The organism is Enterococcus sp. 2201sp1_2201st1_C11_2201SCRN_220225, from assembly GCF_040925905.1.
GTDB classification, from domain to species: domain Bacteria; phylum Bacillota; class Bacilli; order Lactobacillales; family Enterococcaceae; genus Enterococcus_C; species Enterococcus_C asini_A.
The window spans coordinates 19537-37226 of the sequence record NZ_JBCOJC010000010.1; the positions used below are offsets into that span (position 1 = coordinate 19537).

Sequence of the window (17690 nt, forward strand, 5' to 3'; positions counted from 1 at the left end):
AAAAGGGAAATTCCCACACAACCAAATTATTCTTTTTCGTTCCGGCGTTTGAAGTAATACACCACCACGCCAGCACAAAGGATCATACCTACCACGGCTAAACTCATGGTGACTTTCTCGCCGGTTTTCGGCAAAATGCCTTTCCCCGTCTTATCCTCTGTATTTGTCGGTGTTTCGTCGATTACGATATCTTTTTCATCTGCTGCGGAAACTAAGGCAAATGGTGATAAGGAATCCACTCGGCCCACCAAATTATTCCCTTCTCGTTTCAATGCCACTTCTTCCACTTTTTCTCCCGTGTGATGAAGCAATTTGAAGCCGCGATTTTCGCTGGCTTTTTCAAATTTGGAAACATCCACTTTGATTTCAGCATCTTTAAACGCTTTGACTGCCCCATCGGGATGTTGCAAGCTCAAGTCCACCAATTCTTCAATCTTGCCGGCTTTCACTGCATTTTTAAAGAATGCCGTATCTTCTTTGTCACTTAAGTTGGTTAGCTCCAAGGTGGTGTCATACGGCACGTGACTGGTCACGGTAAAGATTCCCGCACTTAAGGATTGTTGGGACAACTGGTTGACAAAGACGTGTCCTCCTTCCATAAACGGCAAACCTTGATTGCGATTATCTTTGCGGTTCCATTTTTTCAGTTCGGCATTAGCGGCCACACCGGCATTTAGCGTGTCTTTGAAAGAATTAACTTTCATCTCCTCAGAAGTTAATTTCGTTCCAGGAGTACCCTTATATTCGTAATCTACTCCTCGATAATAGTTATCTAAAGGTGCGGTTGAATTCCCCAGAAGCCCACTGGTAATAGGCGTTACATCCGAGTAAGAACCTATGATATCGAAATGAGCATAATTGTTTTTTACGATTGTTCCCTTACCATCGCTACCAACAATCCCTCCATTAGTAGATGTGGAGCTTCCTGATTTCGAGGTATCAATTTCACCCAAATTAGTACTATTGACTACACTGCTACTAGGATAGGCAAATCCCACTATCCCCCCTATCGGCTTAGAAATATCCTCTGGGGAACGACCTTGAAGACTAAGATAGTTGGTGGTATTCATGACTTTACCATAGTTTTTACCTACCACACCCCCGAAATAATAGCCATTTTGCATAACGGCTTGATTTAGTGCTTCTCGAGGATAGCTGACTTGATCATTAACTCGAACATGGGTGATTTCTGGCGCTAAACCAAGGTAGACATTGTCAATAATCCCGTAGTTCTGACCAGCAAGCACACCCCCGTAGAAATGAGGAGTCTTCACTTCCTTTACTTTCACTGAAAGAATACCTAAATTCTTCAGCACTCCTTCTTCGCCAATGGTATCAAGTAAGGCGCTTCCTTGGAGATTCAGATTGATAATCCCAAAGCCTTTTCCGTCTAATGTAGCGGTAAAGGGCTGTTCTGCACTCCCCCATGGTTGCCATGCTTGGTCTTTAAAGTCCACAATCCGATCTAGCACATAAGTCGCAGTTTTATAGGAGTTGTCCTTTAATGGCAAGTTCATCAGTTTGCCTGCTTGGAGAAAGTGTTCATAGGTTTTTAAGACGTAGTGACCGTCCTTATTCTGATCAGGATGGTTGTCATCTCGACCTTGTTCATTATCAAAGCTGGCCTCGATGCGAATCGCTTCTCTTGGCATCGTAAAACGCAGCTCTTTGGTCAAATCTAGTGCAGTCTTTGTCCCACTGACCTCCCCGACTACCAAAAGTTGGACTAGTTTTTCTTGGGATTCAGAGCTCATACTTACCACTACTTCATCACGGCTATAGGCTTTGGTGATTTCTGCTCCTTTTTCATTTAACACTTGGAAATCATTTTGTCCTTTGCCGATTTCTTCCACTACTTTGGTAATGGTGTTTTCTACCTCAAAGCTAGCTTTTACCGTGATTACAGCACTAGTATCTGGTTTCGTAAAAGTAAGCAGATTCCCATCGTAGCTCACTTGATCTTTCGTAACAACCTCTTTGCCCTCTGCCACAATCTGCAAGCTCTCCTTGATAAACTTATCAAAAGGATCAATTTTGACTTGAATTTTCTCTCCGGCGGCATAGGTTTCTCGATTGGTGTTGCTTTCTTTAAAGCGCAAGCTCCCCCCCTCGTCCTCTAGGTAAACCAAATTCTCTTGGGTAAAGCCAATATCCACTTGGACGGCCCCAGCAATTTTCTTGAAGCTCAATTGCGCTTTCGGGGTATCATCTTTATCAACAAATTGTTTTAGCTGGTAATCCTCCGTTTCTATCCCATTGAACGTTACTTTCAGTTGCGTTTCATCAAAGGCCCAGTCTGCATCAGGCGCAATGTTGATGTTTACGGTCTCCCCTTCTGTAAAAGGCATTTCTTCCACCGTATTTGGTACTCCTTCAAAATTGACTTTCCCGCCTTTTGTTTTCGCTAGTTTCACTTGATCAGATTTATTGTTGAAATCCAGATACTGGGCAACCAAGGAATAGCTACTTGTCACTTTTTTAGGCAGTGTATGTTGGTATTTACCGGACTCTTCTAAAGGAATGTCCACATCATCGGCTGAACCGGGGATGTCGCCTAGGATAGATTTTAAGGCATACTTTTCCGCATTTTTGGCAGTAAAGTGCAAGTCGGCTTCTTTAGCAAACGTCCCTCTGATAACCGTATCTTCAATTTTTTGATTGTTCTCATCAAAGATATCGTTCAAAAGATTGGTATCCCAAAGATTTAGATTAGTAAAGCTCATCACGTCTTCTGCTTTAATCGTATTGGGATCCGTTTTTAAATCTACGATAACTCCAGCTTCATAAAGAGGTTTTACCGTAACATTTCCTGCCGGCATCTTGAAGCGGAAAACCCCACCCCCAAGACTTGGTATCCCACTTTCTTCAGCAGCTACCCGGTTCGCTACCACTTTCGTACCATCTTCTGAAGTAATTTCCACGCCAGTAACCACTTTTCCTTCCACTGGTGAAACATTGATTTCTACTTCTTCATCAAATTCTGCTTTTCCTTGTAAATATGAGGTTGCGGAGAAACTTGCATAGCCATTTACTGGATCTGCCTCAATGTTTACCTCGTAGCTTTCTTTGATAGTTTCATATTCTGCCGAAATAACCGTATCATCGTAAGGAACAGTCATTGAATATTCTGTCGGAACTTCGAAATTTTCATTTACACTGGTGGTAGCGCCTTCTGCTGTTTCGATTTGATTACTATACAATTCTTGATAAACGGGACCATTCCGATATTTCGCCACTAATTGAGTGAGCTGATTTTTATAGCCTTTTTCAGCAGATGGTAGGTTAACTTTAACTGAGACATCTGCCCCAGAATTAACGTGATGTTTGTTATGACTATTGATGTCTTCATCCGCTATGTCAATTGTTATGAGTTCAGCATTCACCCCTTCACTTTTAACAGTGTAATGTTCTACACCATCTACACCAGTATTTTTCAAAATCACTAAATAGGGCTCATCGTCACTTTTTTCATCTGCATATTCTTTTTCAGATAAATTATCCGTTTCCATACTCGCTATATTATAAGTTTTACCAGGTTCAATTACTCGAGTATCCGTAAGGCCAATCTTACCATCTGCGATTTCAGCCCTATTATTTTGTTTAGGTTCCGTGTAATAATTTAACAACCACTTATCATTTTCACCAACAATATTATTTTTAGGCAATTCTCCTGTTTCAGTCAAATGCTTTGTAAGATTCTTATTAGCAAAAGAGTAACTTTCCATTTTGAATAGTTCGTCATAATCATGAATATAAGGTAACAAATCTGCTCCCATATTCGTATCCGAAGCTCTACGTAAATTAAAGAAATCAGCAGCTACAAAGAAAGTGTTGTTTTTAAGGATAGTCAAATCAAAGTCCTTTTTATGCCACAAATTATACGTACGTAAGCGACGGTACCCTTCTTTTTTTTCTTCTGCCGTTCCTGTACCATGATTTAAAATATAATAGTTTGATGTTTCTTTACCAAAAGGTTGGCTATCATTGGCTTCTTCTCCAATCGGCTTAACCCGATAAAAATATAAATAGCGATCAGTATCCACGGCATTCGTAGTATAGTTTGGCTTCTCTTCGGGATCAGTATTTTCGAGCCATGCATCGTGGACCTTGCCGTCATTGGTTGACGAATAATCCATTCCAATTCTGTCCTCACGATCATGTTCCGTCGATTGATCTTTAGCTATAGGCGCCAAATAGTGCTCCGCTGCAGCTTCAATTGCTCCTAATAGCTTGTTAGAAGCCAATTGATAGTTTGTTTCTAAATTATTAATTTTGGAGATTATTGAAGTTCGATCCCCTTGTTTTTGCATGTTGTAAATCAGATTTTTTTGCTCTTCTATTCTAGTTGTTGTATAGGTACGATAAGTCATTAAATAATCTAATGCGTAGCCCACCAATTCTTCAAAAGATGAGGCCATGAAATCATAGGATTGATGACGAAAAGCCATGGTGCTAGCAGCATATTTTTGCACATTATAAAGATAATTCTGGCTAGTTTGATTTCCTTGATTGTTGTTTTTAGGATCTAATAAATCTACAAGAGTATTCAAATCAGTGTTAAAATTTCCTTCCATTTTTTCCATATCCGTTCCACTCAAAAAATCATTTAACGCTACATATTTATCGTAAAAATTTTGATAATTGGCAGTTGAAGGATCGTCCCCATATACTCGATAGGCCTCTATAGCAGCATCATATTTTTCTGATAATTCATTATACCGCTCACCAATATTGACGAAAATTGTTCGTTTATTGTTAATCTCATTCTCTTGATCCTTAATACCCAACTCTAAAAAGCGCTGATCTACTTGATGACTAAGAGCTCCTAGCTGATCATTAATGGCTTGCAATTGTTTTTTCATCTGATCTATTTCTCTAAAAACCATTTTAGCCGGAAAAACGACCCTCAACGCAGCAGTTGCCATGGAGCTAACCATTGGATCACTTGCCTGCCCTTCCACATTCAACAATCCTAATTTAAGTCCCTGTTTTCCCACAAACTTCAAACTTGTTTTTAAAATCTTCGTGGCTACTCCTTGGGTGCTTCCATCTGTTGTTTCCACCACCTCTTCAAGTGGCGTATCCGAAGTCTCAGCATGCACTACCCGGGGAATAGTCAGTCCATATTGACTAGTTAATAGAAAAATACTGCTCCAGACAGCAAGTTTTCGTTTTATTTTCTTCATTTTTCCAATCTCCCTTTCTCTTCCTAAAACCCACAACACTCGGTATAGACAAAATACTCATTTTCATTTTCATCAAAACCAAAAACATTACATTTCAATGATAACAAAATGAAATAAAACTTTCAATTTTTATTAAACAAAAACACTCGGTATGGTACGCAAGATTATTAAAACTTGATAAAAACCTATAAAATCAATAAATATACCCCGTTTTTTATTAAAGAATTAGATTTAAATAGCATGAGATTTATGAGTGTGATATAATTATTTCGAATAAAAAAATAGCAAAGGTGGTTTTAAAATGAAAAAAGCATTAGGGTTGTTAGTTGTTGTTTCTGCTGGAGCATTCATTTTACCAAGTACAGTTTCAGGGGCTACGATTGACGAGACTACTGGTAGAGCTGCAGAAAATGATGCAAAGATTTCCTTTGAATCAACTGGTGAAGTATTGAGAATTACCTCATTAGATGATTTAGACTTTGGTACAAAAGATGCAAGTGCAGGAACCGCCGGACTTGAAGTTCCTAACCCAACCATTGGGGTAGAAGATACCTTTGAAGCCGGCTGGCACTTACAAGTAAAATACAAAACAAAAACATCAGGATTGATCACACCAACCCTATCAACTCAATTAAGTTTTGATACAGATTTTGGCGGAGTAGCCCCTTCTGGTAACGATCAAGCTCCGGCTCTATTGATTACAGAGTCATCAAATACTTTCACAAACGCAATGTCTGCTGGAGAAGGGACAGGTATGGGATCAACAAGATACCTCTTCAGTGAAAGCTCTGCTTTGAGTTTTGGGGCCTCATCCACTGGCGCAAACCAATCCATGACCTTAGCTTGGAACTTGGCATCTGGTCCGGCAGACTAATAAAATATCGCAGTTTACCGGGACTAGCTGCTAGTCCTGGTTTTTAATCGAAAGGAGGAGGCCCTTGAAAAAACTAGCGCTCTTCATCACAATACTTATAGGACTGATTTGGGGGTCTCCCCTAGCTTGCTCTGCTCAAACAGAAGCCGGCTTTGATATCACGCCGCTATTTCCCGCAGAGCAAGCAAGGGATGTCAGCACCTACTTTGATCTGAGAGTCAAACCGGAAACCACCACCAATGTGGGCATGGAGATTCACAATACTACGGAATACCAAAAAGAAATCAGCATTCAGTTTAATACCGCCACCACCAATAAATTTGGGGTGATTGACTACACTCAAGACAAAGTGGTGGACAGCTCTTTGAAGCTTTCGATTAAAGACTTAGTCAAAGGCCCGGTGTCGGTGATTATCCCACCGAAAGACAGCCGGCAAGTTTCCTATGAGGTGAATATCCCAAAAGAAACCTTTAAAGGACAACTGCTCGGGGGCTTTTACGTGGAAGAAGTTTACCCAGAAGACCGGCCGGCTAGCCAACAGTTGATTGACAATACTTTTTCTTATACCGTGGCCATGCGACTGACCGAAGACGACGAAAAAATAACCCCTAATCTCGTATTAAACGAGATCAATCAAGGGGTTCACAACTATAAAAATACGGTTTTTGCCAACTTGCAAAATACCCAGCCGACGTTTATCAGCGAGTTGAACTTACAAGTCAAAGTCAAAGATTTGGAAACCCAAGAAGCGATTGTCAGTTTTGAAAAAGCCGACTTCCAAATGGCGCCAAATTCCAATTTTGACTTGCCCATTGAGTACACGGAGCAATACATCCCCGTAGGCAGCTACGAAATGCAAATTACTGCCCAAGATGGCGACGGCAATTCTTGGCGGCTGAATAAGAAATTCCAGATTAAAAAAGCTGAGGTAGAAACCTTAAAAAGCGCTACTTTGCCAAATTGGGTAATCATTAGCATTGCCGTGGTGATTGGCTTATTGCTACTGATTTTACTGGTACTCTTGGTTTTATTACGAAAGAAAAAAACACCACCTACAAGCAAATAATAAGAAAAGCCAAACGAGTTCGCAAAGCTCGCTATAGGTTTGTAATATGGAATTTTTTATAGCTTAGTCTATAAAAAAAGCTGACGGAAGTTTTTCTCCTGTCAGCTTTTTTGATATTTGCATGATCAATTCATCCTTAAATCTCCACCCCTAAATAATCGGCAATTTGTTCCACGTCTTTGTCTCCTCGACCGGAAATGGTGATAATCACCAAGTCTTCAGGCTTCATTTGCGGCACTTGCTTCATGGCCTGGGCTACCGCATGGGAGCTTTCAATGGCGGGGATAATGCCTTCTGCTTTACTTAAAGCCAAGAACGCTTGGACGGCTTCTTCGTCACTAATGGCGTAATACTCCCCTCGGCCGCTCTCTTTCAAAAAAGCGTGCTCTGGGCCCACCCCAGGATAATCGAGGCCGGCGGAAATGGAATAAACCGGAGCCACGTTGCCTGCTTCATCAAAGAGGCCATAGGTGTTCATGCCGTCTAAAATGCCCACGCTGCCTTTAGTCATAGTCGCAGCATGGCGGCCAGTATCCACCCCGTCTCCCGCCGCTTCTGCTCCAATCAAGCGCACGGTTTCATCTTCAATAAATGCCGCAAAACTGCCAATGGCGTTAGAGCCACCCCCGACACAGGCAAAGACGGCATTGGGCAAGCGGCCTTCTTTTGCCAAAATCTGCTCACGGGCTTCTTCACTGATGACTTTTTGAAAGTCTTTGACCATCATAGGATAAGGATGAGGCCCCACCGCAGAACCAATGATGTAAAAAGTATCTTCCAAGTGCTCCACTAAGTCGGCAAAGGCAGCATCTACCGCTTCTTTTAACGTGCCTTGGCCTGCTGTTACCGGGACTACGGTCGCTCCCAGCATTTCCATGCGAAAGACGTTTAATTTTTGCCGGCGACAGTCCTCAGCTCCCATGTACACCACACATTCCAAGCCAAAGCGGGCTGCCGCAGCTGCTGTGGCCACCCCGTGTTGTCCGGCACCAGTTTCGGCAATGATTCGCTTCTTACCCATGCGCCGGGCCAAAAGAATCTGCCCTAACACGTTATTTAACTTATGCGCTCCTAAGTGATTCAAGTCTTCTCGTTTCAAATAAATCTTAGCGCCACCTAGTTGCTTCGTTAGTTTTTCCGCGTAGTACAATGGCGTTGCCCGACCACAATAATCTGCCAGTAAACTGCGATATTCTGCGTCAAATGCTGGATCTGCTTTGGCAGCTTCATAGGCTTCCGTGATTTCATCTAAAGCGGTTAAGACCGCTTCTGGCACGTATTGCCCGCCGAATTCTCCGTAGTAGCCGGCATTTTCATTGTTGCCTTTCGTTTCAAGTATTGCTGTTTTATTCATCATTTCGTTTTTCATTTTTCATTCCTCCGTTATTTTTCATTGGCAAAAAAGGTAAAAAAAGACCGGCAAGCTGAAAATTCAGCTCTCCGGTCTTTTCCGTAAAAGAGTGATGACCGGCATAGATGTCTTTGGTGTATGCCAAAGTTGCATCTATGCCATCGCATACACGCAACCTCAACTATGCCAGTTCCACCAGTAACATGCGCGCTTTGCCATCTCTTTCACTCCTTCTCGTTTATTTTTTCAAAGTATAGCAAGTTTCAAAATTAATTGCAAGAATTTTTTGATTTTTTTGTTAATTCAATAAAGAAGGAAACTTTGCTTCAAAAAAAACTGCCCAAAACGACAGAATCGCAAATTTTGGGCAGTTGGGTTATTTAATCTACTTTAAATAGGGGTGTTTCAATGGTTTCAATGTACTTGGCTTCTTTCACCACGTCATACAATGGCACGTCGTCTTTTTCAAAAATCTCCAAATCTCGCAACAGGCTCATGCTGTCTCGCACCACGGTGGCGGACAAATTCTCAGCGGCAATTCGCGGTTCCAAATTTCGGCGCTTGCCTTCCCCATCTAAAAAAGTCATTCGTAGTTTTTTCATCTTTCTTCCTCCTAGTCAATGGTGTATTCTGCTTTTTTGGTTTCCACTACACTGGTCACTCGATGATCCGCCGGCAATAAAGGCCGAAAGACATCAATCAGGCTTAAGACAGCCGTTTCCGACGGGTTTTCAATGGCGTTGTTCATGGTCTGCTTCGTCAAATTCTTCGCTCCTGGCTCCTGAATCATAATCCCCATACTGTTTTCCAAATGTGCTTTCATGTTTCTTCCTCCTTCGTTGGTTTTTGTAGGCCCTACACTATTAACACGAATAAAACAGGTGTAATGTCAAAGATTTGGGTAAAAGTTTTTAAACTTTTTTTTCAACTGGCAGCGATAATAACTCAACAAAGAGCGACTGCACTGTTTTTCTTTTGGTTTATCCCATAAAATCCAAAACTGGTTTTGCTGGCTCGGGGTAAGGGATTCCCAACAAGCCAGAAAAGTTTCTTCTTGGACCAAGGCCTCGTCTGCAATACTTTTGCTATCACCAAAATATTCCGCCAGCTTTTCGATTTCCACTTGACCTTGAATTTTCTTTGATTCTTTCCGGCGACAATCCAATAAAAACCACAACAAGCGCTGGTAAATCTTCCCCTCAGGATATTCCAGTAAAAAATGCAGCAAACTGTCACTTTTTTTCATCCACTGGAGCAAAACCAGCGACAAATCTTGGCGGTAATCCTCGCAGTCGGGATAGTGATAAAAAACACCTGCTCGCTGCAAGACCCGATCAATCACCGGGGCATACTCAGGCAATAAACGACTGATTTCTTCTTGGTTCATAGCATTTCCTTCTTTGTTATGAATTCCGGCCGGTGACAAAAGCATAACAAAGCCCCTGGAGAAATCCCGGGTAGAAAAACGATAACCCTCTAAGGAAAACAGCTATTAAACAAAGAAAATGGAAACACTAGATTTTGAAGAAAAAATTTTTTATTCCCCAAGAAGCCCGCTTAAGAGCGGGAGTTAGCCAGTACATCGACAACTTTAAAGCAGTGAAACTCATCCAAAATTGTTGCGGAAATTGCCTTTCATAAGCGGGAAATACTTGGGGGTTGCCGGATTTTCCTTCCTCACTCCTAGATTTTCCCAATGCAACTCCGGATTTTCCCCTCTATTTTTCAAAAGAAAGCCAATTACTTAGCCAATTTTTCTTGTAACAAGCAATCTGCTTTTTAAGTTATCCCTATGAAGCGCCTTTACTCAACGAAAGATATCCTAGGAAAAAACGCCGGCAGCATTGAGATACACAGGATTTTGATAGTCCGCTTGTTCGTCTTTGATCCAGGCTAATTCCGCTGGGGTAGCGATGAAATTTTCGTCCGGCACATAGCTGGCCCCCATCAACAAGGCACACTCCTTTTGTAGCCGCAACCAGGTTTGGCGATCTTGAGGCACGGTCTTATGGCTAGTCCAATCCTCTAGTTCTTGGCCTGGGCGCAGTGTGGACTTGCTACTTTTGGCAAAACTGCTTTGATTTCGGGAATTTTGAGACGAATTTTGCTCATCTTGCCCTCTGGAAGCTACCCGCCAATTCTGGCCATAATTGCTTTGGTTACGCTGATTGCGCTGTTTTTGATAGGCTTGGATTTCCTCTAGTTCCTTTACCCCGGCTTGCGTCCATTCCAAAAGACAACTTTTAACAAAAGACAAGGCGTGATTGGCCCGAACTTGCTTTTCACCGGCAATTTGCACCGCCAAGGCCACGACCAAATCCCCATGTTCATTCACCAAGCGAGCCAATTCTTTTTGAATCAGCAAGTTCGGCGTTTGCCACAGCCCATGCCAATTTTTAAAACTTTCGGTCTTGGTGAGGGTATTTTGATTGGCCTGAGGAAAAACCGCAAGTTTAGCGTGAGAAGAGACTTTTGGGCTTGTTTTGGTGTTAGTTTTCGGGCTAACTTCAGGGCGTTTTTCAAAGATGATGCTCCCAAAATTTTCCTGCATTTCGGCAGGATGAATCACCCAGTCTGGATTTTCTTCTTGCCAATCCGCTGGAAAAAGCTTGGCTAACTCCCCCTCAGCCAGAGGAGGCATTAATTTTTCTGCTGGAGGACAATCCCCGTCATTGGGTGGGGGAAAGATTGGGGTTGATGCTTTTAGATCTTGTTGAATCGCCGGTTGCGTTTTAGGTTGTGCTGGTGGTTTGGGCTGTCTTTGGCGTTGTTCTTCGGATTGCGTTTGTGGTTCGGGCTGAATTTGGCGCTGTTCTTTGGACCGCGTGTTGAGTTGCGTTTTTGATGGCATTGGGGCCGGTGTGGTCGATTGCCCATCTGCCGTCACTTTCTCACACGCTGGCGTTTTGGCTATTGGGGCTACCTCGGTTTCACCGGTTTTGTCAGATTCAGCGGTAGCTTCAGCTTCAGTAACTTCAACAGCTTCCCCCACTCTGCAATCCCCATCAAGTTCGGTTACTATCCCCGTTTTCCCCTTTGTCCTTCCTTGCTGCGGACTTTTATCCAAAGCGACCAAGTGCAGATTTCCCCAGGCTTCTTCGGGAACTAAGAAATATTCCGCCACCATGGTGACTTGCTTGCGCTTGTATGTCGCCGCCAAATAATGCTTTTGAATCTCCGAAGAGGTCAAAATGCCATAGGTTTCATAACACATTTGGTCAAAATATCCCACAGCCACCGCCTTTTCCACCACAGCGGTCACTTGTTCTTCTGTGGTGTAATTATCCGCCGCCACAAGAAAGCAAACCTCCTCATTCCAGTGGGTAAAATAACCCTCTTCTTTGTAAATAATCCCCACTAACGTCAGCATAAGCACCAGACTTTCCACCCCAAAAGCATGAGTTAAGTGGCGCATTTTGATGTCACGGTAAAACTCCACATCCAGCGGGTAATAGTCCAATCCTTGTTTTAACGGTCTAGCCATGTTCATTCCTCCCCTTTGTGCCTTCACTCTTAACACGAAAAAAACACCCGTTTTGTCAAAAGGGAGGAGCGTTTTCTCATCAAATTTTTAAAATTGATTGTTTGTCGCCTGCTTGTCGCCTTGCTTGTGATATTGCTTGCTCCTTATCAATTGTTTAAAGTATTCTAGGCGACAGGCGGCTTTTCTTTTCTTTCCCTTTCCTTTACTTTCTCTTTCCTTTACTTTGTGGGTTATGGATATCCGAAACCCGCCACTGTTTTATAACAAGTCTTTTCACCATTTCAAAAGTTCCCCGAAATGCTCTTCCTAAAACAAATAACCGCTTCTTGTTATTTTACCTCTATCCAAACGTACGTTCTCATGGTAAAATAAAAAAACAAAAAATGCGTTGTGGCAGAAATTTTTCCCAGTCTTGCTTTTCTGCCAGAAAGGAGTCTCTATGTTAACTGAAGCTCAATTTGTGCAATGCGAAAAAATCGCCCACCAGACCATGCCCGCCTTAAAAGCCCAACTGGATCATCTGGATTCAGATTATATTCATAAAACCTTTGACCTTTCCTCTATGAGCGTCTTAACGGAAACCCTCTTGCCCACCCACGCCATTGATTACAGCCAGACGATTTTGGCTCTTTGTCCTTTGCCGGCAGAAGAGCAGACGGTGTTGATTTCTTCAAAGGGACTCTACAAGCTCAATCGCAAAGTGCGCCATCTTTTGAATGAACTGTTGCAAGAACAGCTTCAACTGCCTTTTGACAAGATTTACGAAGAGACCCTTTGCCATTTATTGGGCACCAAACATTACAAATTGCCGGCTGCCGGGCCTCATTTCAGCTTGTTTCCCGTGGGTTCCAAAAACGATGCCAGTCAGAGCATTTGGCTAAATCCAGAGAGCATTTATCAGATTTTGCCGGGGGAATTTGGCCAGACCATCATCCACACCACCTATGGCCTGAGTTTACTGGTGACCCAACGCCCGGACTCATTGCGTGCCAACCTGCGCCAAGCTTGTTTGTGCCAGGGGATTTTGAAACGCCGGCAAGAGCGCTTTGTCCCCGGTCCCACCACCGCTTTGCAGTCCTTTTTGGATTTTCCCAGCACTCCGGTGTTGGATCGGGTGTTGGAGTCATTGGCAATTCAAGACATCCCCGGCAAACGAGGTAGTTTTATCCCCACTTATTTGGAACGCTACCAGGCCCAAAAGCGGCAAATGTGGGAACTAGAAGCCGAAGAAAAACGAGTGATTTAGCGTTTTGGATAGCTTTGGTCTATAAAAAAACCGCCTATTTCGATAAAGAAGAGGCGGTTTTTTGTAGCATCTTAATCCAGCAAACGGCTTTGACCGGAAATTTTTTGAATATCGGTAATATCTTGGGTGACTTCCAGACAGCCCAAGTATTCCCCTGCTTTGCGCAAGGCAAAATAGCGAATGTAGACTTTTTTAGGGCCTAAATCAATCCAAAACTCTGCGTTATCTCGACTACCTTCCCTAAAACCATCTAAAATGGCTTGTACCATGTGCATGCTTTTCGGCGGGTGGCAATTTACCACTTGCCGGCCGATGACAGACTTGGTTCGCGGAAAGACCCGCTCTTGGCCTTCGGAATAAAAACGCACGGTATCGTTGGCATCCACCAATGTTAAATCCACAGGCAACACTTGGAAGAGGGCCACCAATTGATCAAATTCCAAAACTCCCGTAGGTAAGACTACAGTTTCCGGTGTGCTGGCTTTTTGCCAGTCGTAATTTTCTTCATTAGTTTCAGCAGTTGCCGTTGGAATTTCTTCTCCGGCGGCCAATCCTTGGGCAATGCCCGCAGTGGTTTCTTTGGCTTGGGCGATGGCTGCTAGCCGGGCTGGTTCGGCGTCTTTTTCTTTTTCCAAAGCAGCTTCACTAGGTTTCCAAGGCAGTGGTTCTGGGATAAAGGCAAAGCCAATATCAAAGCTGTCAGCGGCAATTTGCGCCCAGTCTGCCAAGCTAAAGACATCTAAGGTCATCGGTACCATGATCTCTTCTTCTTTAAAGATCATTTCCTCAATTTCCGTTTCCAAAGCTTGCCATTTTTCCGACAAAGGATTAAAGGCTGCTTTGGGATTTTCGGCATAGCTGCGGATTTCTTTAATCAACTGGCGCACATGATCGTCCACTCCCCACATGACTTGAGGTGGTGCGGTGATGCCGTATTTTTCCATGTAGCTAAAAACCAAGGTTTCCTTCCGGGCATAATGGCGTTCCAACTGGCCTAAATCCGTCAAAGCCGCCAAGAGACGTTCCCGATAACTCCAGTCCCCTGCCCCGATTTTTTTCAGCAAATCCCCAATTTCATCGGTTAACAAGGACTGCAACACTTGGTTTTCTAATTTCAACGTGTGGACAGGGTGTCCCGGCTGTTCGTGTTCATAATTAGAGCGGTGAATCTCGTTAATCGCGCCTTTAAAGACCGCCGCATGGATATTGCACAACCGCTGAATCTCTGCTGGGTTCAGCCCCCCTTGAATCAAGGCTTTTTCCGCTGCGGTGATTTCTGTCACATCCACCCCTTCAAACTCTTCGTTAAACAAGCGCTTGGCTTCCTCAAAAGCCCCACCTTCGTGTAATAAGGATAAAATTTCCACAATCCGCTCTTGGCGGCGTTGTTTTTCTGAATTCATCTTCTCGCTCCTTTTAGTCCATCACTTGAAAGCCGGCCGCCACAAAAGCTTGGCGAATCTGCTCCAAAGGAATTTTTTTCAATTTGGCGCCTTTTTGAATGGTCATATAACGCCCGGCGGTTTGCAACATCCCCGGGGCTTTGATTTCTTTAAAGCCTAAATCGGCCATAATCCCCACTATTTCAGGAAATTCTGTGGCCACTTCATACAACGGCCGATTGAAGTCAATTTGCTTTGCCATGTTCCTTCACCCTTCACTGGATTTCTGAGAATGATTCTCAACTGATTCTATTATAATGAAATCAGCCAAAAAGCCAAGGGAATATATAAAACTTGTATATTATTTTACAATTAAAAAGAATTTTACGGCGAAAATTCGTAAAAAAGAACATGACCTTAGCCACTTTCAAATGATAGCTAGCGAACTTTCTATCTATTTACAAGGAATAGATGGACAAAAAGAATCACGACAACCGTGGTGTCTTAGTCCGGAGAACGAACAATACCATACGTATAAAGAGAAAAAGTTACTACGCTCCTTTCAGTCGCCTAGTACAGTTAAACTAAGCAAAAATCGCTAAGTTCAACTAGCAATTACGCTGACTTAGCTTGAGAAAAACAGGTTAGTTAGCGTTTGAAATTTTTAACGATGAAAAGACAAGCAACTTCCCATGATGTTTAATGGAAGTTGCTTGTCTTTTGCTCGTGGCTCACGTTTGGTATTGTTCGGTTCGGAGGACGGTGACACCAATTGCCACAGACCCTTTTTAGCTATTAATTATAAATCTTAACTTGCACTTGGCGACGGCCCCAGTTAATGCAGGCTGCCACATTGTCAAAATGCACGTCTAAAATATTGCCTTTAATGGCCCCACCAGTATCTAAGGCGAGTGCTAGGCCGTAGCCTTCTACTTCCACCAATGTGCCTAAAGGAATCACAGAAGGATCCACTGCTACGGCTTGGGGGTTGGCTCTAAGGTCAGTCCCAGAAGCGGTAAAGTAGCTGGCACCGGCTTCGGCATAGGAATAGGCGGTGGACTCAAAGGTCATGGTGCGGTAACTACCGCTAGTATCGCCGGTACTGCCGGTGTTGCCAGTATTGCCACTGTTGCCAGAATCACTTGGGGTAGTGGAATCGCTAGTGCCGGTTTCACTTTCGGTCGTGGTGCTGCTATCCGGTGTACTTTCTTCGGCTTTTTTAGCGGCTTCAGCTGCAGCTTGTTCAGACGCAGCTTTGGCGGCTGCTTCGGCTTTGGCTTTTTCTTCAGCCTTCGCTTTTTCAGCAGCCTCTTTTTCTGCTTGTTCTTTTTCCGCTTGAATGCGGGCGGTTTCTACTTCTTTAGAAGCGGCGATTTCATTTAGCGTAGTTTGATTTTCCGCTAATTGGGCTTTTAAGCTCGCCACTTTAGCATCTAGTTCGCTAGCTTCAGCTTCCAAGTTGGCTTCATTGGCTTTCAGGTCGGCTTGCTTGGCTACCACGGTGGCTTGCAAGTCTTCCAACTTGAGTTTTTCTGCATGTAAGCTTTCGATTTTTTCTTTTTCCATGGATTGCAACTGGGTGATGGCCATGGCCCGATTGATAAAATCAGTGACACTTTCCGCACTCAATAAAGCGCTCCAGTTGTATTCAAAACTGCCGTTGACTTGGATGTTTTTCAATCGTTCTGCCACTACGGCTTGGCGTTTTTCAATGGTTGCTTGGGTGGTTTCGATTTCAGCTTCTGCCTTTTGAATGGCTGCTTGGTTTTCTTCAATGGCGTTTTTGCTTGCTTCTACTTGAGCGTATGTTTCATTTGCCGCGGTCAAAGCACTTTGCACGTCACTGGAAATTTGGTCGCTTTCTTTTAAAACCGCACTTTCCTTTTGATTCAGCTCGTCCAACGATTCTGCTTGGGCGATTACCGGGGTCACAAGGTTTGCGCTTAATAAAGCCACAATTGCCAGGGTCCACTTGCTCTTCAAAAATCCAACACTCCTTCAAACTCATCTCTGTATTTCACATTACTTGACAATTTCCCGTCTCTCACGATAAAAGACGCAATTGTACCAACCTGTCTTATTATACAAAGAGTTTTGGCGAGTTTTGTTGCAATTTCTTAACAATTTATTACAATCCGTGAAAAAAGTGGGATTTTCCTCTCGATTTTTTTACAAAAATGACCAAAAAGTGGGGACTGACCTAGGCCAGCCCCCACTTTTTCTTGTAATGGGTTTGTAACATTACTTGGAACCTTTCCGTAAATCTTCCACTAATTGACGCAATTCCCGGCCATTTTTCACATTGGACAAGCGCAATTGAGGGAAGTTTTTCAATAAACGCCGCTGGTTAAAGTTCAAACGAGGCAAATTTTCCGCTTCTTCCGGGTGATCCCCAAAGTATTTCGACCAGTTTAAGTGCTGTTGCACGTCTTCTTTGGAAGTTTCCAAGACACCTTTTAGCTCGGCTTTTCGCTGATCTACCGTAGCATTGAGGCGTTTGACTGCTGCCTGGAAAGCCGCCATATTCGCCAAAGTATAGCCTAAATCAAAGGACATGACCGCAATCAAGCACACCGGCAGTAAAAAGCCGAAGTGTTCTGCCAGCCAATGTTCCAGCTGTAAGACTTGAGGGTTTAAGATTTTCACGATAAAGACACAGCCTCCCCCCCAAAACAGTGACACCGGTACCGCCACCCGGCCGTTGATATTTAAGGGCACATCTTTGTAATCCCACCAAGAAGCGTGAAAGAGTTTTTCCAAGCCAAAACTGGTGAGGTATTCCAAGATGGTAACGATGAGTGTCGCCGTCACATATAATAGTAGTAAATTTTCATGAAAGGGCTGTAAAAAGTAAAGCACCGCCAAAATCCCAAAGCCGTAAATCGGCGTAATCGGGCCGATTAAAAAGCCCCGGTACTGAAACTTTCTGGCTTTAATGGAACAATAAACCGTCTCCCACAGCCAGCCGATAAAGGAATAACAAAAAAATAAGAGCACAATTTGAATAAACGTCGCCACGTAAATCCCCCTTTCTGTTTTCTTTATTATACCCCAGTGGGCCACAGATGCTAGAAAGATGACTAGAAAGATGGCTAGAAAGA

General features: G+C 43.3%; 14 protein-coding genes. 3 read left to right on the plus strand and 11 right to left on the minus strand.

All coding sequences use genetic code 11. The features are described 5' to 3' along the window. Positions 1-26: 26 nt before the first annotated feature. The gene (locus tag AB5754_RS04355; protein ID WP_368250664.1) at positions 27-5186 is read right to left on the minus strand and encodes an LPXTG cell wall anchor domain-containing protein; all 5160 of its coding nucleotides are present in this window, start codon (positions 5184-5186) and stop codon (positions 27-29) included. A gap of 301 nt (positions 5187-5487) precedes the next feature. Between AB5754_RS04355 and AB5754_RS04360 the strand changes: the two genes are divergently transcribed. Further along, positions 5488-6060: a WxL domain-containing protein gene (locus AB5754_RS04360; RefSeq protein WP_368250662.1), complete on the plus strand. Its 573-nt coding sequence runs from the start codon at positions 5488-5490 to the stop codon at positions 6058-6060. Between the two features lie 64 nt (positions 6061-6124). After that, entirely contained in the window at positions 6125-7126 is a 1002-nt protein-coding gene (locus AB5754_RS04365; RefSeq protein ID WP_368250660.1) for a DUF916 and DUF3324 domain-containing protein, read from the plus strand. A gap of 136 nt (positions 7127-7262) precedes the next feature. Here AB5754_RS04365 and trpB read toward each other — a convergent pair whose 3' ends face one another. From trpB to AB5754_RS04395, 6 genes are all read right to left on the minus strand, one after another. Next, entirely contained in the window at positions 7263-8480 is a 1218-nt protein-coding gene (gene trpB, locus AB5754_RS04370; protein ID WP_368250802.1) for a tryptophan synthase subunit beta, read from the minus strand. Further along, on the minus strand, positions 8473-8658 hold the full coding sequence (locus tag AB5754_RS04375) for a hypothetical protein (protein ID WP_368259481.1): 186 nt from the start codon (positions 8656-8658) through the stop codon (positions 8473-8475). The genes trpB and AB5754_RS04375 overlap by 8 nt, the downstream gene beginning before the upstream one ends. 199 nt (positions 8659-8857) lie before the next feature. Further along, a complete protein-coding gene (locus AB5754_RS04380; RefSeq protein ID WP_311834349.1) occupies positions 8858-9079 on the minus strand; it encodes a DUF2922 domain-containing protein in 222 nt (73 codons plus the stop codon). 11 nt (positions 9080-9090) lie between these two features. Further along, positions 9091-9300 carry a hypothetical protein gene (locus tag AB5754_RS04385; RefSeq protein WP_311834350.1) on the minus strand — a complete coding sequence of 70 codons (210 nt, stop codon included), beginning with the start codon at positions 9298-9300 and terminating at the stop codon, positions 9091-9093. 66 nt (positions 9301-9366) lie between these two features. After that, complete coding sequence (locus tag AB5754_RS04390) at positions 9367-9909, minus strand: hypothetical protein (protein WP_368250658.1); 543 nt, start codon at positions 9907-9909, stop codon at positions 9367-9369. Between the two features lie 390 nt (positions 9910-10299). After that, a complete protein-coding gene (locus AB5754_RS04395) occupies positions 10300-11961 on the minus strand; it encodes a Lin1244/Lin1753 domain-containing protein (RefSeq protein WP_368250656.1) in 1662 nt (553 codons plus the stop codon). A gap of 439 nt (positions 11962-12400) precedes the next feature. Here AB5754_RS04395 and AB5754_RS04400 point away from each other — a divergent pair, with 439 nt between their 5' ends. Continuing rightward, complete coding sequence (locus AB5754_RS04400) at positions 12401-13207, plus strand: hypothetical protein (RefSeq protein WP_368250654.1); 807 nt, start codon at positions 12401-12403, stop codon at positions 13205-13207. A 71-nt stretch (positions 13208-13278) separates the two neighbouring features. On the opposite strand, the gene AB5754_RS04405 is transcribed toward AB5754_RS04400, so the two are convergent. From AB5754_RS04405 to AB5754_RS04420, 4 genes are all read right to left on the minus strand, one after another. Continuing rightward, positions 13279-14610 carry a DUF438 domain-containing protein gene (locus tag AB5754_RS04405; protein ID WP_368250652.1) on the minus strand — a complete coding sequence of 444 codons (1332 nt, stop codon included), beginning with the start codon at positions 14608-14610 and terminating at the stop codon, positions 13279-13281. A gap of 13 nt (positions 14611-14623) precedes the next feature. Beyond that, positions 14624-14851 (minus strand): DUF1858 domain-containing protein, encoded by a 228-nt coding sequence (locus tag AB5754_RS04410; RefSeq protein WP_311834355.1) that lies wholly within the window; start codon positions 14849-14851, stop codon positions 14624-14626. A gap of 533 nt (positions 14852-15384) precedes the next feature. Then, positions 15385-16572, minus strand: coding sequence for a 3D domain-containing protein (locus AB5754_RS04415; RefSeq protein ID WP_368250649.1), 1188 nt, complete (start codon positions 16570-16572; stop codon positions 15385-15387). 258 nt (positions 16573-16830) lie between these two features. Further along, on the minus strand, positions 16831-17607 hold the full coding sequence (locus AB5754_RS04420; RefSeq protein ID WP_368250647.1) for a putative ABC transporter permease: 777 nt from the start codon (positions 17605-17607) through the stop codon (positions 16831-16833). Positions 17608-17690 lie beyond the last annotated feature (83 nt).